Source organism: Bacillus sp. FSL R9-9834, from assembly GCF_038006905.1.
Lineage (GTDB): Bacteria > Bacillota > Bacilli > Bacillales > Bacillaceae_G > Bacillus_A > Bacillus_A pacificus.
Genome location: NZ_JBBOWD010000001.1, coordinates 3,883,878 through 3,909,532, shown reverse-complemented (window position 1 = coordinate 3,909,532; position 25,655 = coordinate 3,883,878). Strand labels below are relative to the sequence as shown.

31 protein-coding genes are annotated in these 25,655 nt (G+C 36.3%); 27 read left to right on the top strand and 4 right to left on the bottom strand.

From position 1 onward, the window contains the following. The first annotated feature begins 20 nt into the window (after positions 1 to 20). From dacF to MKY00_RS20245, 14 genes are all read left to right on the top strand, one after another. Complete coding sequence (dacF, locus tag MKY00_RS20310) at positions 21 to 1,211, top strand: serine-type D-Ala-D-Ala carboxypeptidase DacF (protein WP_000831992.1); 1,191 nt, start codon at positions 21 to 23, stop codon at positions 1,209 to 1,211. Positions 1,212 to 1,381: 170 nt separating this feature from the next. Continuing rightward, positions 1,382 to 1,732 (top strand): anti-sigma F factor antagonist, encoded by a 351-nt coding sequence (spoIIAA, locus tag MKY00_RS20305; protein ID WP_000059133.1) that lies wholly within the window; start codon positions 1,382 to 1,384, stop codon positions 1,730 to 1,732. Then, on the top strand, positions 1,733 to 2,173 hold the full coding sequence (gene spoIIAB / locus MKY00_RS20300; protein WP_001243400.1) for an anti-sigma F factor: 441 nt from the start codon (positions 1,733 to 1,735) through the stop codon (positions 2,171 to 2,173). 12 nt (positions 2,174 to 2,185) lie between these two features. Further along, positions 2,186 to 2,944 carry an RNA polymerase sporulation sigma factor SigF gene (sigF, locus tag MKY00_RS20295; RefSeq protein WP_000350729.1) on the top strand — a complete coding sequence of 253 codons (759 nt, stop codon included), beginning with the start codon at positions 2,186 to 2,188 and terminating at the stop codon, positions 2,942 to 2,944. A gap of 137 nt (positions 2,945 to 3,081) precedes the next feature. Continuing rightward, the gene (locus tag MKY00_RS20290; protein WP_000450064.1) at positions 3,082 to 4,608 is read left to right on the top strand and encodes a sodium-dependent transporter; all 1,527 of its coding nucleotides are present in this window, start codon (positions 3,082 to 3,084) and stop codon (positions 4,606 to 4,608) included. After that, complete coding sequence (locus MKY00_RS20285) at positions 4,608 to 4,706, top strand: methionine/alanine import family NSS transporter small subunit (protein ID WP_000016826.1); 99 nt, start codon at positions 4,608 to 4,610, stop codon at positions 4,704 to 4,706. The genes MKY00_RS20290 and MKY00_RS20285 overlap by 1 nt, the downstream gene beginning before the upstream one ends. Positions 4,707 to 4,822: 116 nt before the next feature. Beyond that, positions 4,823 to 5,443 (top strand): stage V sporulation protein SpoVAA, encoded by a 621-nt coding sequence (gene spoVAA / locus MKY00_RS20280; RefSeq protein WP_000438354.1) that lies wholly within the window; start codon positions 4,823 to 4,825, stop codon positions 5,441 to 5,443. Further along, positions 5,436 to 5,852 carry a stage V sporulation protein SpoVAB gene (gene spoVAB / locus MKY00_RS20275; RefSeq protein ID WP_000572932.1) on the top strand — a complete coding sequence of 139 codons (417 nt, stop codon included), beginning with the start codon at positions 5,436 to 5,438 and terminating at the stop codon, positions 5,850 to 5,852. The genes spoVAA and spoVAB overlap by 8 nt, the downstream gene beginning before the upstream one ends. Positions 5,853 to 5,866: 14 nt before the next feature. Then, the gene (gene spoVAC, locus MKY00_RS20270) at positions 5,867 to 6,325 is read left to right on the top strand and encodes a stage V sporulation protein AC (protein WP_000147736.1); all 459 of its coding nucleotides are present in this window, start codon (positions 5,867 to 5,869) and stop codon (positions 6,323 to 6,325) included. 13 nt (positions 6,326 to 6,338) lie between these two features. Next, positions 6,339 to 7,355: a stage V sporulation protein AD gene (spoVAD, locus tag MKY00_RS20265; RefSeq protein ID WP_001241152.1), complete on the top strand. Its 1,017-nt coding sequence runs from the start codon at positions 6,339 to 6,341 to the stop codon at positions 7,353 to 7,355. A gap of 3 nt (positions 7,356 to 7,358) precedes the next feature. Continuing rightward, on the top strand, positions 7,359 to 7,709 hold the full coding sequence (spoVAE, locus tag MKY00_RS20260; protein WP_000345905.1) for a stage V sporulation protein AE: 351 nt from the start codon (positions 7,359 to 7,361) through the stop codon (positions 7,707 to 7,709). A 5-nt stretch (positions 7,710 to 7,714) separates the two neighbouring features. Next, complete coding sequence (locus MKY00_RS20255; RefSeq protein WP_001254414.1) at positions 7,715 to 8,284, top strand: stage V sporulation protein AE; 570 nt, start codon at positions 7,715 to 7,717, stop codon at positions 8,282 to 8,284. Next, the gene (gene spoVAF, locus MKY00_RS20250; RefSeq protein ID WP_000165588.1) at positions 8,271 to 9,743 is read left to right on the top strand and encodes a spore germination protein SpoVAF; all 1,473 of its coding nucleotides are present in this window, start codon (positions 8,271 to 8,273) and stop codon (positions 9,741 to 9,743) included. Before MKY00_RS20255 ends, spoVAF begins: the two co-directional genes overlap by 14 nt. A 96-nt stretch (positions 9,744 to 9,839) precedes the next feature. Then, entirely contained in the window at positions 9,840 to 10,643 is an 804-nt protein-coding gene (locus MKY00_RS20245; RefSeq protein WP_016718417.1) for a Cof-type HAD-IIB family hydrolase, read from the top strand. A 31-nt stretch (positions 10,644 to 10,674) separates the two neighbouring features. Here MKY00_RS20245 and MKY00_RS20240 read toward each other — a convergent pair whose 3' ends face one another. After that, positions 10,675 to 11,541: a DUF1002 domain-containing protein gene (locus tag MKY00_RS20240; protein WP_000850502.1), complete on the bottom strand. Its 867-nt coding sequence runs from the start codon at positions 11,539 to 11,541 to the stop codon at positions 10,675 to 10,677. Positions 11,542 to 11,728: 187 nt separating this feature from the next. Between MKY00_RS20240 and MKY00_RS20235 the strand changes: the two genes are divergently transcribed. From MKY00_RS20235 to ribT, 3 genes are all read left to right on the top strand, one after another. Next, positions 11,729 to 12,166 carry a peptidylprolyl isomerase gene (locus MKY00_RS20235; protein WP_000853792.1) on the top strand — a complete coding sequence of 146 codons (438 nt, stop codon included), beginning with the start codon at positions 11,729 to 11,731 and terminating at the stop codon, positions 12,164 to 12,166. 221 nt (positions 12,167 to 12,387) lie between these two features. Further along, complete coding sequence (locus MKY00_RS20230; RefSeq protein ID WP_033677996.1) at positions 12,388 to 12,570, top strand: hypothetical protein; 183 nt, start codon at positions 12,388 to 12,390, stop codon at positions 12,568 to 12,570. Between the two features lie 68 nt (positions 12,571 to 12,638). Then, the gene (gene ribT / locus MKY00_RS20225) at positions 12,639 to 13,007 is read left to right on the top strand and encodes a GNAT family N-acetyltransferase RibT (RefSeq protein ID WP_016718416.1); all 369 of its coding nucleotides are present in this window, start codon (positions 12,639 to 12,641) and stop codon (positions 13,005 to 13,007) included. 20 nt (positions 13,008 to 13,027) lie between these two features. On the opposite strand, the gene MKY00_RS20220 is transcribed toward ribT, so the two are convergent. Together MKY00_RS20220 and MKY00_RS20215 are read right to left on the bottom strand one after the other, a co-directional pair. Then, positions 13,028 to 13,546, bottom strand: a complete 519-nt coding sequence (locus tag MKY00_RS20220; protein ID WP_000283585.1) for a DUF309 domain-containing protein — start codon at positions 13,544 to 13,546, stop codon at positions 13,028 to 13,030. Positions 13,547 to 13,645: 99 nt separating this feature from the next. Further along, the gene (locus MKY00_RS20215) at positions 13,646 to 13,741 is read right to left on the bottom strand and encodes a YjcZ family sporulation protein (RefSeq protein ID WP_000510194.1); all 96 of its coding nucleotides are present in this window, start codon (positions 13,739 to 13,741) and stop codon (positions 13,646 to 13,648) included. Between the two features lie 169 nt (positions 13,742 to 13,910). On the opposite strand from MKY00_RS20215, the gene scpA reads away from it, so the two are divergent. The 6 genes from scpA to phnF all read left to right on the top strand — a co-directional run bounded on the left by scpA (position 13,911) and on the right by phnF (position 19,170). Beyond that, complete coding sequence (gene scpA / locus MKY00_RS20210) at positions 13,911 to 14,654, top strand: segregation/condensation protein A (protein WP_001199762.1); 744 nt, start codon at positions 13,911 to 13,913, stop codon at positions 14,652 to 14,654. A 158-nt stretch (positions 14,655 to 14,812) separates the two neighbouring features. Then, a complete protein-coding gene (gene scpB / locus MKY00_RS20205; protein WP_000376222.1) occupies positions 14,813 to 15,385 on the top strand; it encodes a segregation/condensation protein ScpB in 573 nt (190 codons plus the stop codon). Between the two features lie 77 nt (positions 15,386 to 15,462). Beyond that, positions 15,463 to 16,365, top strand: coding sequence for a ComEC/Rec2 family competence protein (locus MKY00_RS20200; RefSeq protein WP_001214101.1), 903 nt, complete (start codon positions 15,463 to 15,465; stop codon positions 16,363 to 16,365). A 208-nt stretch (positions 16,366 to 16,573) separates the two neighbouring features. Next, positions 16,574 to 17,716, top strand: a complete 1,143-nt coding sequence (gene nagA, locus MKY00_RS20195) for an N-acetylglucosamine-6-phosphate deacetylase (RefSeq protein ID WP_014893528.1) — start codon at positions 16,574 to 16,576, stop codon at positions 17,714 to 17,716. 4 nt (positions 17,717 to 17,720) lie between these two features. Further along, on the top strand, positions 17,721 to 18,509 hold the full coding sequence (gene nagB / locus MKY00_RS20190) for a glucosamine-6-phosphate deaminase (RefSeq protein WP_016718415.1): 789 nt from the start codon (positions 17,721 to 17,723) through the stop codon (positions 18,507 to 18,509). Beyond that, positions 18,439 to 19,170 carry a phosphonate metabolism transcriptional regulator PhnF gene (phnF, locus tag MKY00_RS20185; protein ID WP_002194085.1) on the top strand — a complete coding sequence of 244 codons (732 nt, stop codon included), beginning with the start codon at positions 18,439 to 18,441 and terminating at the stop codon, positions 19,168 to 19,170. The genes nagB and phnF overlap by 71 nt, the downstream gene beginning before the upstream one ends. Positions 19,171 to 19,240: 70 nt before the next feature. Here the strand turns inward: phnF and MKY00_RS20180 are convergent, their stop codons facing one another. Then, positions 19,241 to 20,047, bottom strand: a complete 807-nt coding sequence (locus tag MKY00_RS20180; protein WP_000594235.1) for a Cof-type HAD-IIB family hydrolase — start codon at positions 20,045 to 20,047, stop codon at positions 19,241 to 19,243. A 165-nt stretch (positions 20,048 to 20,212) separates the two neighbouring features. Here MKY00_RS20180 and glcT point away from each other — a divergent pair, with 165 nt between their 5' ends. From glcT to ptsP, 4 genes are all read left to right on the top strand, one after another. Further along, the gene (gene glcT, locus MKY00_RS20175) at positions 20,213 to 21,061 is read left to right on the top strand and encodes a glucose PTS transporter transcription antiterminator GlcT (protein ID WP_000073863.1); all 849 of its coding nucleotides are present in this window, start codon (positions 20,213 to 20,215) and stop codon (positions 21,059 to 21,061) included. Between the two features lie 339 nt (positions 21,062 to 21,400). Next, positions 21,401 to 23,464 carry a PTS glucose transporter subunit IIABC gene (gene ptsG / locus MKY00_RS20170; RefSeq protein ID WP_000473182.1) on the top strand — a complete coding sequence of 688 codons (2,064 nt, stop codon included), beginning with the start codon at positions 21,401 to 21,403 and terminating at the stop codon, positions 23,462 to 23,464. A 135-nt stretch (positions 23,465 to 23,599) separates the two neighbouring features. Further along, the gene (gene ptsH, locus MKY00_RS20165) at positions 23,600 to 23,863 is read left to right on the top strand and encodes a phosphocarrier protein HPr (RefSeq protein WP_000411079.1); all 264 of its coding nucleotides are present in this window, start codon (positions 23,600 to 23,602) and stop codon (positions 23,861 to 23,863) included. Next, on the top strand, positions 23,863 to 25,575 hold the full coding sequence (ptsP, locus tag MKY00_RS20160; RefSeq protein ID WP_000174221.1) for a phosphoenolpyruvate--protein phosphotransferase: 1,713 nt from the start codon (positions 23,863 to 23,865) through the stop codon (positions 25,573 to 25,575). Before ptsH ends, ptsP begins: the two co-directional genes overlap by 1 nt. Positions 25,576 to 25,655 lie beyond the last annotated feature (80 nt).

The window sequence follows — 25,655 nt, the reverse complement described above, 5'->3', positions numbered from 1 at the left end:
TATAGAATGGAGGGTTAGTCATGAAGCGAGTTTTTGGAATACTTGTTTGTTTCATGTTATTGCTTTCTGGTACTTCAGTTAGTTTCGCACAATCTGAGAAGACGAAGCAGGAGAAAACAGAAGAAACAACACCGAAGTTAGCGGAACAAGCGTCATCAGCAATTGTAATTGAACAAGATACAGGTAAAGTTTTATTTGATAAAAATCCAAATGAGAAGTTACCACCTGCTAGTATGACGAAGATTATGACAATGCTATTAATTATGGAACAAGTTGAAAAAGGAAAACTAAAACTGACCGATAAAGTGAGAGCAAGTGAGCATGCAGCTTCAATGGGTGGATCACAAATCTTTTTAGAGCCTGGAGAAGAGATGACCGTAAATGAAATGCTAAAGGGTATTGCAATTGCATCTGGAAATGATGCGTCTGTTGCAGTAGCGGAGCATATCGCTGGTTCAGAAGAAGGTTTTGTAAATATGATGAACAAAAAAGCGAAAGATTTAGGACTGAAAAATACTCATTTTCAAAATCCGACAGGTCTTCCGGCTAAAGATCATTATTCCACAGCAAATGATATGGCTATCATGGCGAAAGAATTGATGAAGTACCCACTTATTCGCAAATACACAGGAAAATACGAAGACTATTTACGTGAAGATACGGATAAGAAGTTTTGGCTCGTTAATACGAATAAGTTAGTGCGTTTTTATCCTGGAGTAGATGGTGTAAAAACGGGCTTTACGACAGAAGCAAAATATTGTTTAACAGCATCGGCTGAAAAGAATGGGATGCGTGTTATTTCAGTTGTTATGGGAGCACCTACATCGAAAGAACGGAACAATCAAGTAACGAAGCTTCTTGACTACGCATTTGGTCAATATATGACAAAGAAATTGTATACACGAGGCGAAAAAATTAAGACTGTCCAAGTAGGAAAAGGGAAGAAAGAAAAAGTAGATTTAGTTGCATCAGACAATGTATCTCTTCTTATGAAGAAGGGCGAAAACATGGACAAGGTAAAGCAAGAAGTAATTGCTGAAAAGAAAGTGAAAGCGCCGATTAAAAAGGGCGATGCACTTGGTACACTTGTTATTAAAAAAGATAAAGATGTTTTATTAAAACAAACAATTGTAGCAAAAGAAGATGTTGCTGCAGCGAGCTGGTGGGAGTTATTTAAAAGAAGTTTTGGGATGTTTTCAACATCAAAATAGCGGCAAACATTTTGCCGCTTTTCTATTCGTATGTAAGTAAATAATTGCTGAATGGTTTCACTTTATGGCGAAATAGTTCTTCTTTTGTCAGTAGGAAGGATTCTTATGTTGTATCACGAAAATCTTTATGTATGTAAATGAGTAAAGTTTGAGCATAAGGAGGAAATCGTGTGAGTCTTTCCATGCAATTAGAAGTAAAACGTGACGTCCTATGTGTGAGGCTAGCGGGTGAATTAGATCATCATACTGCTGAAGAGTTGCGAACGAAAGTAACAGATATGATTGAGACACATGGTGTTCATCATATTGTTTTGAGCCTAGAGAACTTATCGTTTATGGATAGTTCTGGTTTAGGTGTTATATTAGGCCGATATAAGCATGTAAAGGGATTAGGTGGAGAAATGGTTGTTTGTGCAATTTCACCGCCTGTTAAACGTTTATTTGAAATGTCGGGCTTATTTAAAATTGTTCGCTTAGAAGAAAGTGAAGCGCATGCGCTCGCGACGTTGGGGGTGGCATAAATGAGAAATGAAATGAACCTTCAATTTTCAGCATTAAGTCAAAATGAATCGTTCGCTCGCGTTACAGTAGCTGCTTTCATTGCACAACTAGATCCTACGATGGAAGAACTTACAGAGATTAAAACAGTTGTGTCAGAAGCGGTTACGAATGCAATTATTCATGGGTACGAAGGAAATGCAGAAGGTGTTGTTTATATTTCTGTAATTTTGGAAGAAGCAATGGTGAAACTCACGATTCGAGATGAAGGGATTGGCATCTTTAATTTAGATGAAGCGAGACAACCCCTTTTTACAACTAAACCTGAATTAGAGCGTTCCGGAATGGGATTTACTATCATGGAAAATTTTATGGATGAAGTAGAAGTTATTTCAAACGAATCTTTCGGGACAACAATCCATTTGACAAAATACTTATCAAATAGTAACGCTCTATGCAATTAAGGAGAATAGCCTATGGACATAGAGGTCAAAAATGAGAAGAAGAAACCTCAGTTAAAGGACCACGAGCTAAAAGCGTTAATTCAAAAAAGTCAAGATGGAGATCAACAAGCAAGAGATACAATTGTTCAAAGTAATATGCGTCTCGTATGGTCGGTTGTGCAGCGTTTTCTTAATCGCGGATACGAACCAGATGATTTGTTTCAAATTGGATGTATTGGGCTCTTAAAATCGGTAGATAAATTTGATTTATCTTTCGACGTGAAATTTTCAACATATGCAGTTCCCATGATTATTGGCGAAATACAACGATTTTTACGTGATGATGGATCAGTGAAAGTAAGTAGGTCTTTAAAAGAAACAGGAAACAAAATTCGAAAGATGAGAGACGAGCTTTCGAAAGAATTCGGAAGGGCTCCAACGATTAATGAAGTAGCTGAAGCGTTAGAACTAACGCCAGAGGAAGTGGTTCTGGCGCAAGAAGCGAGTCGTGCCCCTTCATCCATACATGAAACGGTGTATGAAAACGACGGAGATCCAATTACTATTTTAGATCAAATTGCAGATCAATCTGAAACGAAATGGTTTGATAAAATTGCTTTAAAAGAAGCAATTAGAGAATTAGATGAGAGAGAGCGTTTAATTGTATATTTACGCTATTATAAAGACCAAACTCAATCAGAAGTAGCAGAGCGAATAGGTATTTCGCAAGTGCAAGTTTCAAGACTTGAAAAGAAAATATTAAAACAGATGAAAGATCGAATAGATGAATAGCTATCTATTCGATCTTTTTTTATGACTTTAATAGGAGGAGATTGTAAACTTTCTTAAAAATTAACAGAATTTATTGATAATTTAGTAAATTTAAAATATAATCCAATTATGAACTTGTCACAAAGGGGGAAGGAAATATGGAAACGAGGCAACAATGGGGAACGAGGGCTGGATTCATTTTTGCAGCGGTCGGCTCTGCCGTTGGATTAGGAAACATATGGCGTTTTCCTTATACGGCGTATGAAAATGGAGGAGGCGCATTCTTTTTACCGTACTTATTCGCATTATTAACGACTGGGATTTCATTATTGGCGTTTGAATTTGCTCTTGGGCATCGTCACCGTGGTTCAGCGCCACTTACGTTCTTTCGTATTCATCCGCGTGCTGAATTCATCGGATGGTGGCAAATGTGTGTAACGTTTATCGTTTCAACATATTATGCAGTAATTATTGCTTGGTCTATTTCTTATACGTATTTTGCAATTACTGGCGCATGGGGGAAAGACACGGAATCATTTTTATTTAAAGAGTATTTACATGTTGCAGATAAACCTGGACAGTTTGGAGGGCTCGTACCGGAAGTATTAATTCCACTAGCTCTCGTTTGGATTATTGTGCTTGGTGTTGCTTTTAAAGGAGTTAAAAAAGGAATCGAAGTTGTGAACCGTATTTTCATCCCTTTACTAGTTGTTATGTTCCTTATTATCGTAGTTCGTGCAGTGACGATGGAAGGTGCGATGCAAGGATTAGATGCATTCTTTAAACCAGATTGGAGTCGTATTTTTGACGGAAAAGTATGGCTTGCTGCTTACGGTCAAATCTTCTTTAGCTTATCTTTAGCATTTGGAATTATGATTACGTATTCTAGTTATTTACCGAAAAACTCAGATACAACAAATAACGCTTTTATTACTGGGTTTGCAAACTCAGGATTTGAATTATTAGCAGGGATTGGGGTCTTTGCGGCTCTTGGATTTATGGCAAACAATATGGGAGTACCAGTTGATAAAGTAGCAAGTGCTGGTGTAGGGCTTGCTTTCGTAGTATTCCCGCAAATTATTAATGAATTACCGATGTCACCTTTATTTGGCGTATTATTTTTCTTATCATTAACGGTTGCTGGAATTACATCTCTCATCTCGCTTGCGGAAGTATGTTTTGCTGCCGTATCTGAAAAGTTTAGCTTAAGCCGCCAGAAAACAATTGGAATTATGGGGACGCTTCTCGTACTCGTTTCTCTCGTTTTTGCGACACGTGGCGGGCTTATGTTCCTAGATGTTGTGGATTACTTCGCTAATAACTTCGGATTAATTACAATTGCTCTAGCGGAAGTAGTTACGATAGGACTCATTTTACGTCGTTTACCGGTTTATCAAAACCACGCAAACTTCGTATCTGATATTAAGTTAGGGACGTTTTGGAGGGTGAGTTTACTCGTTATTACTCCGCTTATGTTAGGGTACATGTTAATTGATGGTACAATCCAAAATATTAAAAAGAACTATGGAGGGTACCCAACGGAGTTTGTCGTAACATATGGTTGGTCAATTGCAGCAGCGTTCCTTATCATTGCGCTAATCATTAGTTTAAAGAAATGGAATGCACAAATACATTCAGATTCTGCTAAGCTTGAAAAAGAATGGAAAGATCGAGGTGTTTCATAATGAGTGGATCGGCGATTATGATGATGGTTATTGGAATAGTAGTCATTTGGGGAGGGCTCGCATTAAGCATTGCAAATTTATTTAAGAAAAAAGCATAAACTAAAAAACATCTGTACCGAAATGGTACAGATGTTTTTTTATGAAAAAATTGTATTAGAAAAAAATTGAATAACCATACTACAACTACGAGGAAGAGTGAAGAGGTGAATGGAAATTGGAACAAACAATTTATATTAAAATGCGTAATCGATTAAAAGTTTCTCCTACGTATGAAGTAAAGCTGGGAGATGTTGCTCAACTTGCCGGAGATGCTGCAGTAGTTCAGTCGTTACAGGATGAGGTAATTTATAAAATTACAGCGCGTGATAAAACGCATGTTGTAATTGATGTTATGAAAATAATCGAGATTATTAGGCGAAAAGCTGCTCATATACAAATTAATTTACTCGGTTCTGGACAAACTCTTGTTGAAATTATATATGAAAAAAAGAAAGTACATCCGATTTTTTTCGGACTTGTATGGTTGTTACTTTTCATTGGAGCAGCTCTTGCCATCATATATTTTCATGAAGATGTAAGCATGCAACAAGTGCACCAACGGTTATATTACATGATTACGGGAGAATTTAAGGCGCAACCACTTTTATTTCAAATTCCTTATTCATTAGGTCTTGGGTTAGGTATGGTTTTATTTTTTAATCATGTATTTCAAAAGCGTATTAATGAAGAGCCGAGTCCGTTAGAAGTGGAGATGTTCCAATACCAGCAGTCACTTGACCAATATGTAATTGTTCATGAAAACAAGGATAATATGAAACAACTTACCGATGATTGAGTCTGGATTCGTTATTTTAATTGCTTTAGCAGGAGGAATTGCTGTAGGTAGCGGATATGTTGCATTTTTAGCTGTGCTTGGTATAATCCCTCGTCTAGCTCAATTAACGAGAAGTGGAAAGCACATTCAATATTTTGAGTGGGCAGTTATTGCAGGTACATTAACAGGAGCTTGGTGTAGTTTGAAAAACATTACATTTCAAACGTCGCAATATTGGCTTGTTATATTAGGAATATTTTGTGGCACATTCATTGGAATGCTCGCTGCCGCATTAACAGAAGTGTTAAATGTTTTACCTATTTTAGCGAAGCGAGTAGGGGTAGAGGGGAAGATTGTTGTTTTACTCGTTGCTCTTGTACTTGGAAAAGTAATAGGCTCGTTGTTTCACTGGATTTATTTCGTAAAGTAGGAGGCAATATATAAATGACAGGGCGAAAACTAAAGGACGATTACGTAAATAAAGTGAAGGAATACCATCCGAAGCCAAATTATTTTATAAATTGTGTTAAGGCATTTTTTGTAGGTGGACTCATTTGTACAATCGGAGAAGTATTGATGAAATTTTATATACATTATTTTCATTTTAGTGAACAAGAGGCAGGGAATCCAACCGTCGCAACTCTTGTACTATTATCGGCGATTTTAACAGGTTGTGGTGTATATGATAAAATCGGTCAATTTGCTGGAGCAGGGTCGGCCGTACCTGTTACGGGATTTGCGAATTCTATGGCAAGTGCTGCGCTAGAGCATAAGAGTGAAGGAATTGTGCTTGGGGTTGCTACAAACATGTTTAAGCTAGCGGGAAGTGTAATCGTTTTTGGTGTTGTCGGGGCATACATTATTGGGTTAATAAGATATACTTTTAAAATTTTTATGTCTTAAAGGAGGGGCTAGTATGAGGTTGACAGGAAAACAAACGTGGGTATTTCAAAATGATATTTATGTGAATGCAACCGGTACTGCCGTCGGTCCAAAAGAAGCTGAAGGCCCTCTTGGAAAGGAATTTGATATTTCATATGATGATTTACATTGCGGAGAGGAAAACTGGGAGCTTGCTGAACGAAGATTAATGTCAGATTCTATTCAACAAGTCATGCAAAAAGCAAATGTAGAAACATCACAAATTGATTTCTTTTTAGCGGGTGATTTATTAAATCAAACAGTAACAGCAAATTACGTTGCGCGTAAGTGGGGAATTCCCTTTTTAGGCATGTTTAGTGCTTGTGCAACCTCGATGGAGACTTTAGCGGTCGGATCAGCCTTTATAGACGGTGGATTCGCAAATCGTGTTTTAGCGACGGTAAGTAGTCATAATGCAACAGCTGAAAGACAGTTTCGTTATCCAACAGAGTATGGGGGACAAAAACCAGGAACAGCAAATTCCACTGTTACAGGTGCGGGATCCATATTAATTAGTAAAGAAAAAAGTGCCATTAAAATTACGTCGGCTACGATTGGAAAAGTGCAAGATTTAGGAATTGCGAACCCTTTAGATATGGGATCGGCGATGGCACCGGCTGCGGCTCATACAATTCAGCAGCATTTTGAAGATTTGAAGAGAAGTGCCAATGATTATGATGTGATTGTTACCGGTGATTTATCAGCTATTGGGACACCAATTGCGAAACAACTGTTACTGGAAGAAGGTTATGATATTGGGCATATATATAATGATTGCGGATTAATGATTTATGATTCGGGTCAAGAAGAAGTATTTGCAGGTGGTAGTGGTTGTGCTTGTTCAGCTGTTGTCACATATGGTCATTTATTAAGCGAGATGCAAAAAGGGAATTTACAACGAATTTTTGTCGTTGCTACTGGCGCGTTATTAAGCCCGATGATGATGCAGCAGAAAGAAACAATTCCAACAATTGCACATGGTGTCGTATTTGAGAGAGTGAAGGGAGAGTGAATTGTGGATTTTATATATGCATTTCTTGTAGGAGGCGCTATTTGTCTAGTTGGACAAGTATTGTTAGATTTTGCAAAGTTAACACCAGCTCATTTAATGGCTACCTTTGTAGTGATAGGAGCAGTTTTAGATGGATTTGGATTGTACGATAAGCTTATAAAGTTTGCTGGTGCTGGGGCAACAGTTCCTATTACAAGTTTTGGACATTCCTTATTACACGGGGCAATGCATGCTGCAGAGAAACACGGATATATAGGGATTGGTATGGGTATGTTTAGTTTAACGTCTGCAGGCATTTCTGCAGCGATATTATTTTCATTTTTTATAGCACTTATATGTAAACCGAAAGGATAAATCAAATGAGACGAAGGGTTGTTTTGGTCACAGATGGAGATGAATATGCAAAGCGAACAATTGAGCTTTTAACGAAGGAATTTGGGGGAAGGTGTATTTCAGCATCACAAAGCAATCCAACCAAATTGACAGGGAAGAAAGTTGTTGAGCTTATTATGCAAACGCCATATGACCCTGTATTTGTCATGTTTGATGACAGTGGATTTATTGGAGAAGGATCTGGTGAAAAAGCTTTAAAATATGTAGCCACGCATAAACAAATTGATGTACTTGGGATTTTGGCGGTAGCGTCTAATACACATCATTGGGAATGGGCACGTGTAGATGTAAGCGTGGATCGAAACGGGAATTTAACGGAATATGGCGTTGATAAGTTTGGACTCCCAGATGGTGAAATTGGAAGAATTAGCGGAGATACAATTTATTGTCTAGATGATCTGAATGTTCCTGTCATTGTTGGAATTGGTGATATTGGTAAGATGTGTGGAAATGATGAATGGGAGAGAGGCTCACCAATTACGAAAAAAGCAATTCAGTTAATTTTGGAAAGGAGTGGGTTTTATGACGAAGCCTAAAAAAATAGATATCCCTATTTCAACTTTCATAAGTGACAATGAAAATTATTTAAAACAAACGGTTGGATTAGGCGTTACATTTGATGTTGGTATTCGTAAATTTCAAATTTTGAATAAAGAAATTGCTGTGTTATTCGTAAATGGACTTTGTGATACGAATTATATTATTCCTATTTTAGAAGAAGCTGTGGATACGAATGAAATAAGGGATGTTGAAGAAGATACAGTAAAGCTTTTAGAGAATCGTTTAATTCATCAGCAAGTGAGTAAAGTGAAAACGATGGATGAAGTAATGGTTCAAGCGTTATCGGGGCTTATTATTATATTTGTGGAAGGCGAAACAGAAGCGTTCGCGATAGATGTTCGAAGCTATCCAGGAAGAACACCGACAGAGCCGGATACCGAAAAAGTAGTACGCGGTGCGAGAGATGGATTTGTTGAAAATATCGTTGTAAATACAGCGTTAATTCGTAGGAGAATTCGAGATCCGCGTCTTCGAAACGAAATTATTCGAGTAGGGGATAGATCGCAAACGGATATTTGTATTACATATGTACAAGATGTTGCAAATCAAGATTTAGTAAAGATTATAAAACAAGAATTAAATAACATTGATGTTGATGGCATTACGATGGCGGATAAAACAGTGGAAGAATTTGTTGTAAAGCAAAGCTATAACCCATTCCCGCTTATTCGATATACAGAAAGACCGGATGTAGCAGCCAATCATTTATTAGAAGGACACGTTTTAGTACTTGTTGATACATCACCGAGTGCTATGATTACGCCAACAACATATTTCCATCATTTACAGCATGCAGAAGAGTTTAGACAAAACCCAGCTGTCGGTACATTTTTACGTTGGGTACGTTTTTTAGGTGTTTTATTCTCCTTGTTTTTACTACCATTTTGGTTAGTGTTTGTATTTGATCCAACTCTTTTACCAGAAAATCTTGCTTTTATTGGACCGACTAAGATGACACATTTACCAATTTTATTACAAGTATTAATGGCAGAGGTCGGGCTTGAGTTTTTAAGGATGGCTGCCATTCATACTCCAACGCCGTTATCGTCTGCAGCAGGATTAATTTCCGCTATATTAATTGGTCAAATAGCAATCGATGTAGGTTTGTTTGTACCAGAAGTTATTTTGTATGTAGCAGTTTCTATGATCGGTGCTTATGCAACACCGAGTTATGAATTAGGGCTAGGGAATAAGGTTGGAAAATTATTTGTTATTATTTTAACAGGTCTCTTCCATGAGATGGGCTTTGTAATTGGTATGACGATATTGATTTTATTTTTAACGTCTATAAAAAGTTTGCAAACACCTTATTTATGGCCGTTTTTACCATTTGATTGGGGCGCATTAACAAAAATTCTACTCCGTCCGACGATGTCTAGTTTAAAAGTACGACCAAGTATTGTAAGACCTCAAAATGTAAAAAGACAAAAATAAACGGGATTATACACCCGTTTATTTTTTTAGCAAAAATTTATTGTTTTTTAACAAAAATCAAACATTTTTTGTGTACACTTAGAGTAGATATTGTGTATGGAAGGGGAAGAGGACATGATTAAATTATTTGTAAGTGATTTAGATGACACGCTCGTTTACAATGTGAATGATATACAAAAAGAAGATGAACGTGCAATTTGTTGGTTAGCTGAAAAAGGGACAAATATTTGTTTTGCCTCAGGCCGCTTTACTCATCGAATTGATGAAGTCGTAAATAGGTTTGCATTCCCGTACTACACAACGAGTTTAAATGGAGCGACGATGTTACTACCGGATGGGAAAATATTTCATGAATCAAGTTTTGAAGATGGGATTGCCCAGGAAATATATCGATATATCCATAAAAAGGGACTAGCAGATATTGTTTGTGCAAATGAGCAACGGTATACAAAAAGAAAAAATGAACATCATCATAATTTTGAAACGTATATGGGCGTGCATATTGCTGAAATAGAAGCATTAGAAGAGGAATTTGGTAAAACTGTACATCCTGCGAAATTGTTTGTTTTTGGGGAAGAAGAGACAATTGAAGCATTAGATCAAGAATTACGAGATACCTTTCAGAACGAAGCGGAAGTTTTTATGTCTGGTAAACGCTATGTTGACATTATGCCAAGGGGAGTAAGTAAAGGGAGTGCTTTAAGACGACTAATGGAACATTTGCAAATTGAAGCAAATGAAGTTGCATGCATTGGAGATTCTTTCAATGATATTTCTATGTTTGAAGTAACCCCGCATTCATTCACTCTGCATCATGCTCATCCATATGTGAAGGAGAAGGCAAATCATATAGTTCGTTCGGTTGAAGAAGCTATTATGAAATTGCCGTTACTTGTATAAAAAAAGAAGCTCGCTACTAGCGAGCTTCTTTTTACTTGAATAAAGATTTAACAAAATCAATGATACTTGAGAAGAAATCTTTCACTTTATCTAGGAAACTTTGCCCTTCTTCAGATCCTAAAAAGGCAGAAACGTGTTCTTTTGCTTTATTTAACTGACTGCCAACTTGATTCCAATCGATATTAAGATTTTTCATTTTATCAAATAGCGCAACTAAGTTATCTAACTGTTCATCCGTTAATGTAATACCAAGTTGATCCGCAATTTTTTTAATTAATGAACGTAAATCTTCAGTTGTTTTTGGTTGTTCTTTGGCAATTTCTTCTTTAATTTTCGCAACAAGTTGAACTGCTTTTTCTTCACCAATTTTATCGCCGAGCTGGGATGTTTGCACCATTTCTTCATTGGCTACTTTTTTTACTTCCTCAGGAATTGCTTTGTTTGATGTCGTTTCATAGGCTTTCATTAAGCCAGTTAAAGCAGCAGTTCCAGAAACTTTAAATGGTGCAGTAATTTGAATTTCAGCATCTTTCACACCTGCTGTAATAAGTGCGTTTGTGTACATTGCATCTGTTATTGAATTAATGTTTTTTGAACGTACAATGAGACCAGAACCTGGCTTTGTGTATGTGATCATAGAAGAGGAAATTGCTCTCGTACCAATTTGAGCTTTTGGAACAATCCCTTCTAGAAATTTATGTTCTTCCGCATTAGACACAGTAATAATTGTAGCATCTTTTGGTGCTTTCATTTCTTTTAACAGATCTTGTTTTTGTTGTTCAGACAAGTTTTCTCCTAGTGTAACAATTGATTCTCCTTCGATGATGTCTGCAAACGAAGCTGTTGGCATAATAAATACTGCTACAGCTAATAGCAGAGCTAGTAATTTCGTTTTCACGAAAAATCGCTCCCTTTCTCTTTCTAAAATTTTCGGGCAACACAGTTATTATAGTATATATTTCTTATTTGTCACCTAGCTTTTTCCACATTTCAAAAAAGAAGTATGTAGATTGTCGGATTCTTTTTGTTTCTAGTCATGAATGTGGTAATATAGTGCTGAGATAGTTGAAAGGAGACATATACGTATGAAAACTTTAGGATACATAGTAATGGAAAATGGTGAAAAAATCGATTTGGAATTTTTCCCAGAAGAGGCACCAAAAACAGTAGAAAACTTTAAAAAACTAGCAGAGCAAGGATTTTATGATGGTGTGACATTCCACCGCGTTATTCCTGGCTTCGTAAGCCAAGGTGGAGATCCAACAGGAACAGGTGCGGGTGGCCCAGGTTACTCTATCCCATGTGAAACTGATGGAAATCCTCATAGACACCTTGTAGGATCACTTTCTATGGCTCATGCTGGCCGTAACACAGGCGGTAGCCAATTCTTTATCGTTCATGAGCCACAGCCACACTTAGATGGTGTACATACTGTATTCGGTAAAGTAACAAGCGGTATTGAAACAGTATTAAACATGCGTCAAGGTGATGTAATGAAAGAAGTTAAAGTTTGGGAAGAATAAGTGAATGAGAAAAGAGAGCTATTGCTCTCTTTTTTATTTTTAATAGGAATGGGGATTTCGTTTACGGTACATGATACAAGTAGTAATGTGATTGTAGTGAGAATATGTCGCTTATGAGAACAAAATTTTAACAAATCACATAGAATACATTATTAGATTACACATTTCAATAAAAGTTGTTTATTACATTCATTTTGCTAGAATTCATCTGCTCTAAGGTGATGAATAGTGAAGTGATAATGAGCGGTGGATGTTTCTTTTCACTTTCATATAACAGCGTTTCTTCTTTTATCTACTTAGAAAAAATAGTAATGAAACGTATATTTGACTTTCTTCTTTTCGCTTTGTATGATTATCAAGTTGTTTTAAGCTCTTCTCACTCCGTTGAAAATATTGTAAAATGAATGTGATATGAAAAGAGTGATTGAGGGGATTTAATAGTTTGTAACTTTTGTAAGAAGGGATAAGGGTTATGTTAATTCGTTTTAAAAAAAGTTATGAAAAGATTGCAATGGGGCTTCTTTCATTTATGCCAACTGAAAAAGATGTGAAAACATTACAATTGACTATGAAAGATTATGAAGCAAAGGATGATTGGCAATTGTATTTGTGGAAACAAAACGAAGATTTTGTTGGGATAATGGGGATTGTAAAAAAAGAGAATCAAGTTTTGGAAATTCAGCATTTGAGTGTGAACCCATCTCACCGTCATATGGGTATTGGGACGAAGATGGTTCAAGAGTTAAAGAGTAAATTTCTTGAATTTACAATTTGCGGAAATGAGCAAACAGCAAGTTTTTGCGAAAAGTGTAAAGGGCTTGAACAAAATATACATTCGTGAAAGCAGAGATAAGTAGTTTATTATCTCTGCTTTCTTTTTTGTAATTGTTCGTTTCGTTCAGCGATGACTTCTGTTCGATCACGTAATGTGTGCTTATGTATTATAAATTCATTAGAAGTAGCATTCACGTCTTTCCAAGGAAGGTTTTGTTTCTGACATAATTCTATGCAGTACTTTTCTAATGTTGTATCCGACAATGGTAAAAATAACGGTGTAAAACTTTCTTCTTTCTGGATAGATTGCAATTTATCTTTGAGTAAGAACAGGAGTTGTGCCTCATTTATTCCTAAACGAAGTAAATGTGCACTGTTTTTTTCTAAAATCGTTATGGCGCTTTTCATCATCTTCTCTGCGCCATTCCAGTTAGAGCGTCTGTGATGGTATAAAGAAACTGCAATTTGAATGAGGCCGACTAAATAATGATCCCGATTTCCTCTCGGTTTTGTTTTCCAATACTCTTCCAGTATTTCGTGGCATTCAAAATAATCATAATCTCCGTGAAAATGAATTAAAAACTGTATGTATTCGGTAGGATACATTTTCTTCGCCCCTATCTAACGGTTATAAGTATAAGTTTATCATAGAAATATGAACAATAAACGACTAGGGAATTTCTCCCTAGTCGTTTATTGTTCATATTAGCAGAAGCAAGCTGCCCCTACAATAATTAGCAAAATAAACAATACAACAAGTAATGCGAACCCACCGCTAAAACCACAATCAACGTGACCCATAGTTTTTTGACCTCCTACATTGTTCTTACTACACTGTTATCATATGAAGTGGTGGGCATGATGCCATAGGCATAGGTCTATTTTTAATTAAATTTCTTAAAAAGGTTGGATAGAACATGAGTATGCTCTATACTTATGTTGTTATAGAAAAAATGTGGTGGGATGCTTTGTGCAGTATAATTTTAAAGTAGAGGCTTTTGAAGGGCCTTTAGATTTATTGTTACATTTAATACATCGTTATGAAATTGATATATATAATATTCCTGTAGCGGAAATTACAGAGCAATATTTATCTTATGTTCATACGATGAAAGAACTACAATTAGATGTTGCAAGTGAGTATTTAGTAATGGCTGCAACGTTATTACAAATTAAAAGTAAAATGTTGTTGCCGAAACATGAAGAAGATGTACTTGATAACGGTGATGACTTTATAGATGATCCTCGTCAAGAATTGATGGAGAGGTTAATTGAATATAAGAAATATAAGCAAGTTGCTACTGAACTAAAAGAAAGAGAACAAGAAAGAGCACAGCTATATACACGTCCGCCAATTGATTTTACATCATTGCAACAAGAAGAGGAGACAAGCTTGCCTCTTGATGTTACGTTATATGATATGCTAGCGGCATTTCAAAAATTAATGCGCCGTAAAAAAGCAAAGAAACCTGTGACAACACGTATTACTCGTCAAGAAATACCAATTGAACAGCGTATGACGGATATTTTAAAGCAGTTAGAAATACAAGGTGGTCGTCAAAGTTTTTATGATTTGTTTGTTGATGATGAACGGGAAATAATGGTTGTAACATTTTTAGCGGTTCTTGAGCTTATGAAAAATCAACAAATCGTAATTGAACAAGAACATAATTTTGATGAAATTTTCGTATCAAGCTATACTAAATCTGCATAGAGTTAGTATGGAAAATGGGATAGAAATAGTATATCTCATGCTAGGTTTGAATGTATCGTTTGGAACAAGAGAAAAAATATTGAACCGAACGCATTGATTGTGATTCGGTTTTTTGATGTGTATTTTTATGGAGAAAATAGGAGGAAGGAGCTCGTAAGATGGATAGAACAGAACAGAAATCAATCATTGAAGGGCTTTTATTTGTTTCTGGTGATGAAGGGATTTCTCCTGAACAAATAGCAAAAGTCCTTGAAATTGAAGGAAACGAAGTAATCGATATTTTAGAAGAAATGCAAAAAGAATGTGAAGGTGCACACCGAGGTTTGCAAATTGTACAGTATGCAAAAGTATATCGTTTTGCTACAAAGAAAGAACATGCGTCGTACTATCAAAAACTAATAGATATCCCAACAGCTGCTTCACTCTCTCAGGCTGCGCTAGAAACGTTAGCAATTGTTGCATATCGTCAACCCATTACAAGAACTGAAATGGAAGAGATTAGAGGGGTAAAAACCGATAAGGCGTTACAAACGTTAGTATCACACTTACTTATAAAAGAAATGGGAAGAGCAGAAGGACCTGGGCGTCCGATTTTATATGGAACGACGAAAGAATTTTTAGACACATTTGGATTAAAAACATTAGATGATTTACCTCCGCTTTCTGAAGAAAACGAACAAATGAATGAAGCGGATTTATTCTTCGGTTCTTTACAAGAGATATCGAAATAAAAGCTTAGCATTTTGCTAAGCTTTTTTGTATATCAATTATATACCGTGCCATACTAATTGAAAAAAGGAGACGAGTTATGAGAGGTATACGAAGTGTTTTATTATTAGTTTCTGTTTTGTTATGCTTTTCTTTAAATAGTGCATCTGCCAAAAGGTATATGATGTCTATTCATACCGCGTCTCCTTTACATATGCAGCGGCAACATTTTGGTAAAATGAAAGTGAGTTTCTTAAAAGTTGGACAAGGTGATGCAACACTTATTATATTGCCAAATGGACAAACGATGTTAATTGATGGAGGACCTTATGAAGCTGGTGAGGTTGTTATCCAAAAACTAATTGAAAAAGGAATTAACCATTTAGATGCTATCGTCAGTACTCATCCAGATATGGATCACATTGGAGGACTCATTCCGATTGTAGAGCAGATGCCGGTATCACTTATATTAGATAGTGGAAAAACATATAGTTCTCTTACTTATCATACGTATCGAAATCATATAAAGAAAAGGGGAATCCCTTTCATTTCAGTAAAAGAGGGACAATACATACCGTTAGATCCGCATGTTTCCATACAAGTATTAAACAACGGGAAGTCCAAAGATGAAAATAATGAATCTTCAATTGTATTAAAGATTCGGTATGGTAAGGCAGATTTTTTACTAATGGGTGATGCTGATGTGCGAACGGAAACTGAAATATTAAAGCAATTTGATGTACATGCAGATGTGTTAAAGGTGGGACATCATGGCTCATATACTTCAACAAGTGAAAGGTTTATAAAGAAGGTAGAACCACAGTTCGCGATTCTTTCTTATGGTAGCAGAAATCCGTATGGACATCCGCATCAAAGTGTAGTGAGACGATTAAAACAGCGTGGTATAATGATGTATGGAACAAATAAGCGTACAGTAGAAATGGAAACAGACGGCGAACATATTACAATTGGGTCTAGCGGATTAATGCCATTACTTAAGTGATTCATACGATAGATGATATTGTTCCTTTTTGGAAAAAATGAATAACATATATTATAATTGCGAGAGACGTACTAAGCTTCCTTTTTGTTAAACAAAGAGGAAATTTCATTAGAATGTATAGACAACTACTCGTGCATATATTAAGATGGAATTAGGCGAATAAGGTAATAATAACAAGTAGGTATTTCATGGGAAAGGATCGATGAAAATGAAAACGCAAGTTGTCATCAATGCCAAAATTTATACAGGTCAAGAAGTAGTGGAAAACGGATTTATTCGTTACACAGAAACAATTAAAGAAATTGGTTTGATGGCTCAATATGTATCACAAGAAAATGAAGCGGTTTTAGATGCGGCAGGGAAAATTGTGATTCCAGGTATGATTGATGTTCATATTCATGGTGGATACGATATTGATGCGATGGATGCAAATAGCGATGGGTTAGTAACTCTAGGTAAAGAAATGTTAAAAGAAGGAGTTACAACTTACTTTCCAACAACAATGACACAAGCTCCAGAAGCAATCGAAGCAGCACTACATGCTGCGAAGGAAGCGAAAGAAAAAGGAGCACATTTCGAATATATTCACTTAGAAGGACCGTATGTTTCAAAGAAACGTGCAGGTGCACAACCACTTGAACATATTGTTCCTGCGAATATTGAACAATTTAAACAATGGCAGGAAGCAAGCGGAAATTTAATTAAATTAGTAACATATGCACCTGAAGAAGAAGGTGCGTTAGAGTTCGAGCAATATCTTGCTGAAACTGGTGTTGTTGGCACAATGGGACATACCGATGCAATTGATGCGCAACTAAAAAATAGAAACATTACACATGCAACGCATTTATACAATCAAATGCGTGGATTACATCACCGTGAACCAGGAGTTGTTGGTCATGTGTTATTAAATCCAGATGTAATGGTTGAAGTAATTACAGATGGTATTCACATTCACCCGGATATGGTGAAATTAGCATATAAATTAAAAGGACCGAAAAAAGTAAGTGTTATTACTGATGCAATGCGTGCAAAAGGTCTTGAAGATGGATTATATGAGCTTGGCGGACAGCCAGTACATGTAAAAGATGGTAGTGCTCGATTAGAAGATGGAACGTTAGCTGGTAGTATTCTAAAAATGGATCAAGCTTTCCGAAATGTAATTGAATTTACAGGTTGTTCAATCGAAGATGCAGTACTAATGACATCAGTGAACCAAGCAGAAGAGTTTGGATTAAATAATAAAGGTGCATTAGCGGTAGGAAAAGATGCAGACTTTGTTGTGATGAATGAAGATTTACATGTATATGATACGGTTCGTTTAGGAATTCATATGAAGGAAGGGAAGTAATGAAATGAATATTCTTGTTGTAAAAACGCCAGAAGAACTAGCAGAAGCAGGTTATAAATTAATTGAAGAAGTTGTAAAAACAAAAGGAAATCCAACATTAGGAATGGCTACAGGAAGCTCTCCATTAGGTATTTATGCAGAAATGCGAAAAAATAAACTTGATACAAGCCGTGTAACCACTGTAAACTTAGATGAGTACGTAAATTTACCACATGAAGATAAAAACAGCTATCACTATTTCATGCAAGAACAGTTGTTTGATCATCTTCCATTTAAACAAACTTATGTACCAAACGGGATGGCAAGTGATTTAGAGGAAGAGTGCAAACGTTACGAGGGCATTCTAGCTGCTAACCCAGTTGACCTACAGATTCTTGGAATCGGTGAAAACGGTCACATCGGATTTAACGAACCAGGAACACCGTTTAATTCTCCAACAAACATTGTTGAATTAACAGAATCTACACGCCAAGCAAACCTTCGCTTCTTCGAAAAAGAAGAAGATGTGCCAACTCATGCAATTACAATGGGAATTGGAAGCATTATGAAAGCGAAACAAATTCTACTTGTTGCTATGGGTTCTAAAAAGGCAGAAGCTGTTAAAGAATTATTGCAAGGTGCATATAGTGAAGCGTGTCCTGCTACAGTTTTACAACGTCATCCGAATGTAACCGTAATCGCTGATCAAGAAGCTCTATCTTTATGCAGTGAGGCGATTGCTGATGAACATCGACAAGTATTCACCATTTCCGATCTATTATCAGATTCAAGAGTGGGTGAAACAGCTAATTGAGGACGGCGAATGGAAGCCGGGAGATAAAATCCCATCTGAGAATGAACTTTGCGATAAGTTCGAAGTGAGTCGTATGACAATCAGACAGGCGATTAATAATTTAGTGGAACAAGGTTATTTATATCGGAAACGTGGAATCGGTACGTTTGTCCAACTTCCGAAAGTGGAACAAAAATTGCAAGGAATGACAGGATTCACAGAAGATATGATTTCTCGTGGGATGAACCCAAGTAGTCAATTATTAAGTTTCCGCCTCGTTCCAGCTACTGCGAAAATAGCAGACCGGCTGAGAATACAGGAGGGAGAGTCGGTTTATGAAGTGAGGCGTATTCGCTTAGCTGACGATGAACCGATTGCTTTTGAGACGACATATTTGTCGCCAGCTCTTGTAAAAGATATTAACGAAGAAATATTGCAACAATCTTTATATGAACATTTAGAGAAAAAACTGGGCTTCAAACTTGTTAGCGCTACTCAATCAATTGAAGCTTCAATTGCAACGGATAATGAAGCGGAACATCTGCATATTCCTAAAAAGGCGCCAGTGCTTGTCATGCGTCAATGGTCATATTCAGAAGGTGAAGTACCGTTAGAGTATGTGAAATGTATTTATCGTGGAGATCGTTATAAGTTTATTACAAACATCGCACGTAACAAATAATATATTTCAGTTTGTGAAGTACAGTAAATGTCAAATTGTTTAACATGTAAAGAAAAAATACGACTCATCCTTACAAGGAGTGAGTCGTATTTTTATTATGAGCAATTACGTGGTTAACAGCATCTTTAACTGTATTTACTACATAGTGAGCGTGTTCTTTTACTGCGTCATCTGCTTGAGCCATAGCAAAACTGTGAGGAGTTAAAGCAAACATTGGAATATCATTATAAGAATCCCCTATGCAAGCAACTTCCTCTGGTTGTAATTGAAACTCTTTTAATAAAACAGAAATAGCAGAACCTTTACTAATATTAGGTGGCATTACATCTAAGCATTGTTCTGCTGAAATGAACGTACTAACTTTTCCGTGAAATTTTTCATCAATTTTTTTCTGAAGAAGTTGTAAGCTCTCCTTTGTTCCACCGACAGAAATTTTATTCGGGAAAATTGTATCATCTATTTTCTGTAATAAATTTGGTTCTTCGACAGAAGTCATCGTTACTTGTTGCTCAAGTTCGTGAATAAACGGTGTTTTTTCTTCAATGTAGTAATTATGTTCATCACTAACATAACGGAAATAAGGATCTTCATTCGTCATGTGTAACAACTCAGGAAGAATGCTGGAATCAAAAGTTGCAGATAATAGCTGCTTATTTTCATTTGTATATACAAAAACACCATTAACACTGATGCGGTGGAAATTTGTATTTACAGCTTTCATTAAGTCTGCAATTTCATTATCAAGTCGGCCAGAAGCGAAACAAAGAATCACATTTTGTTCAGCAAGACTACGAAGCGCTACAATATCCTGTTCGTCAATTAAACCTCCGTGTTGCATCATTGTACCGTCGATATCACTTACAAACATTTTAATCATGTTGCTATCTCCTTTCTATGTACAGTTGCTCTTACATTATACGCATCATATATAAACATGTCTAAAAAATGAATTTTTATGAAATGGTAGATGTTTTACATTGACGACAAAGAAGAATGTTCTGTAACATAAAAGCAGGCTATTTAAGTACGAGGGTGGTGTTATATGAGTAATTATCTAGAAATTAAAAAAGTTTTAAATAATAATGTCATCATTGCTAGCCATCCTGAACATGAGGAAGTAGTAGTGATTGGTAAAGGAATTGGATTTGGGAAAAAAGCGAAAGATGTATTGGAGCAAGAACAAATTGAAAAAATGTTTGTTCTAAAAAATGAACGTGATCGTGAACAATACAAACTGCTAGTTCCACATGTGAGTGAAAAATTAATTGAATTAATGAATGATATTATGTTCTATATTCAAGAAAAAGCAAAATCGCCATTGAATGAACATATTCATATCGCTTTAACAGATCATATTTCTTTTGCGATTAAGCGTTTAAAACAAGGGTTTACAATTGATAATCCTTTTTTAGTTGAAACGAAAATGCTCTATCCAGAGGAATATAAAATTGCTGAAGGCGTTGTAAACCTTTTAAATTCTCGTTTGCAAATTACATTGCCAGAAGGAGAAATTGGGTTTATTGCACTCCATATTTACAGTTCACTTACAAATTCAGATTTATCTTCAGTTAATCAAAACTCCCGTCTCATTGCACAGCTTGTATCTTTAATTGAGACGAACTTACAAATTACATTAGACCAAGAAAGTATTCACTATTTACGCCTTATTCGTCATCTTCAATATGCTATTGAGAGGGTGAAAAAAGGAGAAAAAGTAGAGGAATCGCAAAGTTTTGCTGATTTATTAAAGGCGGAATATCCTGTTTGTTATAATTTAGCTTGGAAGCTAGTTAAGGTTATGCAAAAAGAATTGCAACTTCCTGTTTATGAAGCAGAGAGTATATATTTAACGATGCACTTGCAGCGCTTAGTGAAGGCAGAGCATGTGTAAAAAGACATATATTTTTGTCGAAAATGAAAACGTTAAAAAAAATCATTGAATCGCTTACAATAGTTATGTATAATAACTATTGCAAAGTTATACAAATTTCGACAAACACATTAAGGTATAAAACGAAAACGTTTGCCTTAATTATAGTGAACTTATACGTAAACCTATTTTTGACACGTGTTACTGATTCGATCAGGCATGAGTGGAGAAAAGTAAGGAATGTAAGCTAGAGAAAGGGATATACTACCCTTTGTATAGCTATCGTTCTATCTTTTTTTCCTCATGCCTTTTTGGCGTTTGTCGGAAGGTATCAATATAGATAAGAGAGGAAGGGTTTCCATGTTTAAGAAGATCTTTGGTGTTCTTCAAAAAGTCGGAAAAGCGCTTATGCTTCCAGTAGCGATTTTACCGGCAGCAGGTATTTTACTTGGATTTGGTAATGCATTTCAAAATCCACAGTTAACAAATGTTATTCCTGCTTTAAAAGCAGATTGGTTCGTAATGGTAGCAAAAATTATGGAACAATCTGGTGATATTATTTTCGCTAACCTTGCATTACTATTCGCAGTTGGGGTAGCAATTGGCTTAGCTGGTGGAGACGGAGTAGCTGGTTTAGCAGCATTCGTTGGCTACTTAATTATGAACAAAACGATGAGTGTGTTCTTAGAAGTAGATAAGCTAGTGAAAGTAACAAGTTCTGGAGCAGACCCAGTAAAAATTGGATTTGCAGATCCAGCGTATGCAAACGTATTAGGAATTCCAACGCTACAAACTGGAGTGTTTGGTGGTATTATCGTCGGGATAGTAGCGGCATATTGCTATAATAAATACTTCAACATTGAATTACCATCATACTTAGGTTTCTTTGCAGGTAAGCGTTTCGTACCGATCGCAACTGCAACATTCTCTTTAATAGTAGGTATTATCATGTGCTTCGTTTGGCCATACATTCAAGGTGGCTTAAACACGTTCTCACATCAAATGATTGATGCAAATAGAACGTTAGCAGCATTTATTTTCGGTTTAATTGAACGTTCATTAATTCCATTTGGATTACATCACATTTTCTATTCACCGTTCTGGTTCGAATTCGGTCAGTATACAAATGCGGCTGGCGAATTAATTCGTGGTGACCAAAAAATCTTTATGGCACAGTTAAAAGACGGTGTAGAATTAACAGCAGGTACATTTACAACTGGTAAGTATCCGTTCATGATGTTCGGTCTTCCAGCAGCAGCTTTAGCAATGTACCATGAAGCACGTCCAGAAAACAAAAAATTAGCAGCTGGTATTTTAGGTTCTGCTGCATTAACATCTTTCTTAACAGGTATTACAGAGCCACTTGAATTTTCATTCTTATTCGTAGCACCAGTATTATTCGGAATTCACGCTGTATTCGCTGGTCTATCATTTATGACAATGCAAATTTTAGGTGTTAAAATTGGTATGACATTCTCTGGTGGTTTAATCGACTTCCTATTATTCGGTGTACTACCAGGCCGTACGGCATGGTGGTGGGTAATTATTGTTGGTCTTGTACTAGCGGTTATTTACTACTTCGGATTCCGATTTGCAATCCGTAAATGGGATTTAAAAACACCTGGTCGTGAAGTTGCAAATGCGAATGAAGGTGCAGGAAAAGCAGAAGCTGGTGAACTTCCTCGTGAAGTATTAGTAGCACTTGGTGGTAAAGAAAACATTGCTTCTTTAGACGCTTGTATTACTCGTTTACGTGTACAGGTTAACGAACAAAAGAATGTAAATAAAGATCGCTTGAAAGAACTTGGAGCAGCTGGTGTACTTGAAGTTGGAAATAACATTCAAGCTATTTTTGGACCGAAATCTGACACATTAAAATCACAAATTCATGATATTATGTCAGGTCGTACACCTCATGTTGAAAAAGAAGAGCCTGTAAAAGTAGAAGAAGCTCCTCAAAAAGTTGATGAAAACGAAACAATCGTTTCACCAATTGAAGGGAAAATCCTACCAATTACAGAAGTGCCGGATCAAGTATTTTCAGGAAAAATGATGGGAGATGGATTTGCAATTGAGCCAACAGAAGGAACAGTAGTTTCTCCAGTTAACGGTGAAATTGTCAACGTATTCCCTACAAAGCATGCAATTGGTATTCAATCTGAAGGTGGAAAAGAAATTTTAATCCACTTCGGTATTGATACTGTAAAATTAAATGGTGAAGGTTTTGAAGCACTTGTAGCACAAGGTGACAAAGTGAAACAAGGACAACCATTATTAAAAGTAGATCTTGCATTTGTAAAAGAAAATGCACCATCTATCATTACACCAATTGTATTTACGAATTTACAACAAGGGCAACAAGTCGAATTGAAAAAAGATGGAAATGTTAAGAAGGGCGAAAACGCTATTATTGACATTCAGTAGGAATTTGACGCAAAATGTTTATAATTATAATAGGCGATGTGGTTGACCGAACATCGCCTATTATATACAATAGATGATGTAGTGCTCACGTCTATACAACTAAAAAATACTGTAATTTAAAGGAGATAAATTATCATGGAAAAAATCTTTAAAGTAACTAGCGACTCAGGAATTCATGCTCGTCCAGCAACTCTACTTGTAAACACTGCAAGCAAATTTGGTTCTGACATTAACTTAGAGTATAACGGAAAGAACGTTAACTTAAAATCAATCATGGGCGTTATGTCTTTAGGTATTCAACAAGGCGCGGAAATTAAAATCACTGCAAATGGTGATGATGCAGCTCAAGCACTAGCAGCTATCGAAGAAACTATGAAAAACGAAGGATTAGGAGAATAATGACTCTTAACATTCAAGGGATCGCTGCATCAAGTGGGATTGCTATTGCAAAGGCTTTCAGACTTGAAAATCCTGAATTTAACATCGAAAAGAAATCAATTACAAACGAAGCTGCAGAAATTGCACGCTTAGAAGCTGCGCTTGAGAAAGCAAAAACTGAATTAGAAGCTATTAAGGACCACGCTTTTGCTGAGCTAGGTGCTGACAAAGCTGCGATCTTTGAAGCACATTTATTAGTGTTAAATGATCCAGAACTAGTAAACCCAGTAAAAGATAAAGTAAATAGTGAAAAAGTAAATGCTGAATTTGCAATGGATGAAGTTGCATCAATGTTTATTTCTATGTTTGAAAACATGGATAACGAATATATGAAAGAACGTGCTGCGGACATTCGTGACGTAACAAAACGTGTTCTTGCACATTTACTAGGCATTAACTTCTCAAATCCTGGTACAATTTCTGAAGAAGTAATCATTATTGCTGAAGATTTAACACCATCTGATACGGCTCAGTTAAACCGTAAGTATGCAAAAGGTTTTACAACTGATATCGGTGGTCGTACATCTCACTCTGCGATTATGGCTCGCTCTATGGAAATTCCAGCTGTTGTTGGTACGAAAGTTGTTATGGAGAAAATCCAAAATGGCGATATCGTAATCATCGATGGTTTAGATGGAGAAGTAATTGTTAATCCATCAGAAGAAACTCTTCGCTCGTTTGAAGAAAAGAAAGCGAAATTTGAAGAGCAAAAAGCTGAATGGGCAAAATTAAAAGACCAAGCTACTGTAACAAGTGATGGACATCACGTTGAGCTTGTTGCAAATATCGGAACACCAAATGATGTACAAGGTATTATCGATAATGGCGGAGAAGGCGTTGGTTTATACCGTACAGAATTCTTATACATGGGCCGTGACAATCTTCCAACAGAAGAAGAGCAGTTCGAAGCATATAAAGCAGTTCTTGAAGGTGTAAAAGAAGGTCAACCTGTTGTTGTTCGTACACTTGACATCGGTGGAGATAAAGAGCTTCCATACTTACATTTACCAAAAGAAATGAACCCATTCTTAGGATACCGTGCAATTCGCTTATGTCTTGATGAGCAAGATGTGTTCCGTACACAACTTCGTGCATTACTTCGTGCTAGCGTATATGGTAACTTAAAAATTATGTTCCCAATGATTGCAACACTTGATGAGTTCCGTCAAGCGAAAGCAATCTTATTAGAAGAAAAAGCAAAACTTGTAGAAGCGGGTACAACTGTTTCTGATTCTATTGAAGTTGGTATGATGGTTGAAATTCCAGCTTCAGCAGTATTAGCAGATCAATTCGCAAAAGAAGTTGATTTCTTCTCTATCGGAACAAACGACTTAATTCAATACACAATGGCTGCAGACCGTATGAACGAACAAGTATCTTACTTATACCAACCATATAACCCATCTATTTTACGTCTTGTAAAAATGGTTATCGATGCTGCTCATAAAGAAGGCAAATGGGCTGGTATGTGTGGTGAGATGGCGGGCGATTCACTTGCTATCCCATTATTATTAGGATTAGGTTTAGATGAGTTCAGTATGAGTGCAACATCTATTCTTCCTGCAAGAACACAACTAAGCAAGTTGTCAAAAGCAGAAATGGAAACATTAGCAGAAAAAGCATTAATGATGTCAACTGCTGAAGAAGTTGTTGAACTCGTTAAAAGCATATAATCAATAAAAAAACCTGAGTCGATTTGAAATCGGTCTCAGGTTTTTTCTATGAGAAAAGTAAATCTTATTTTTTTACTATA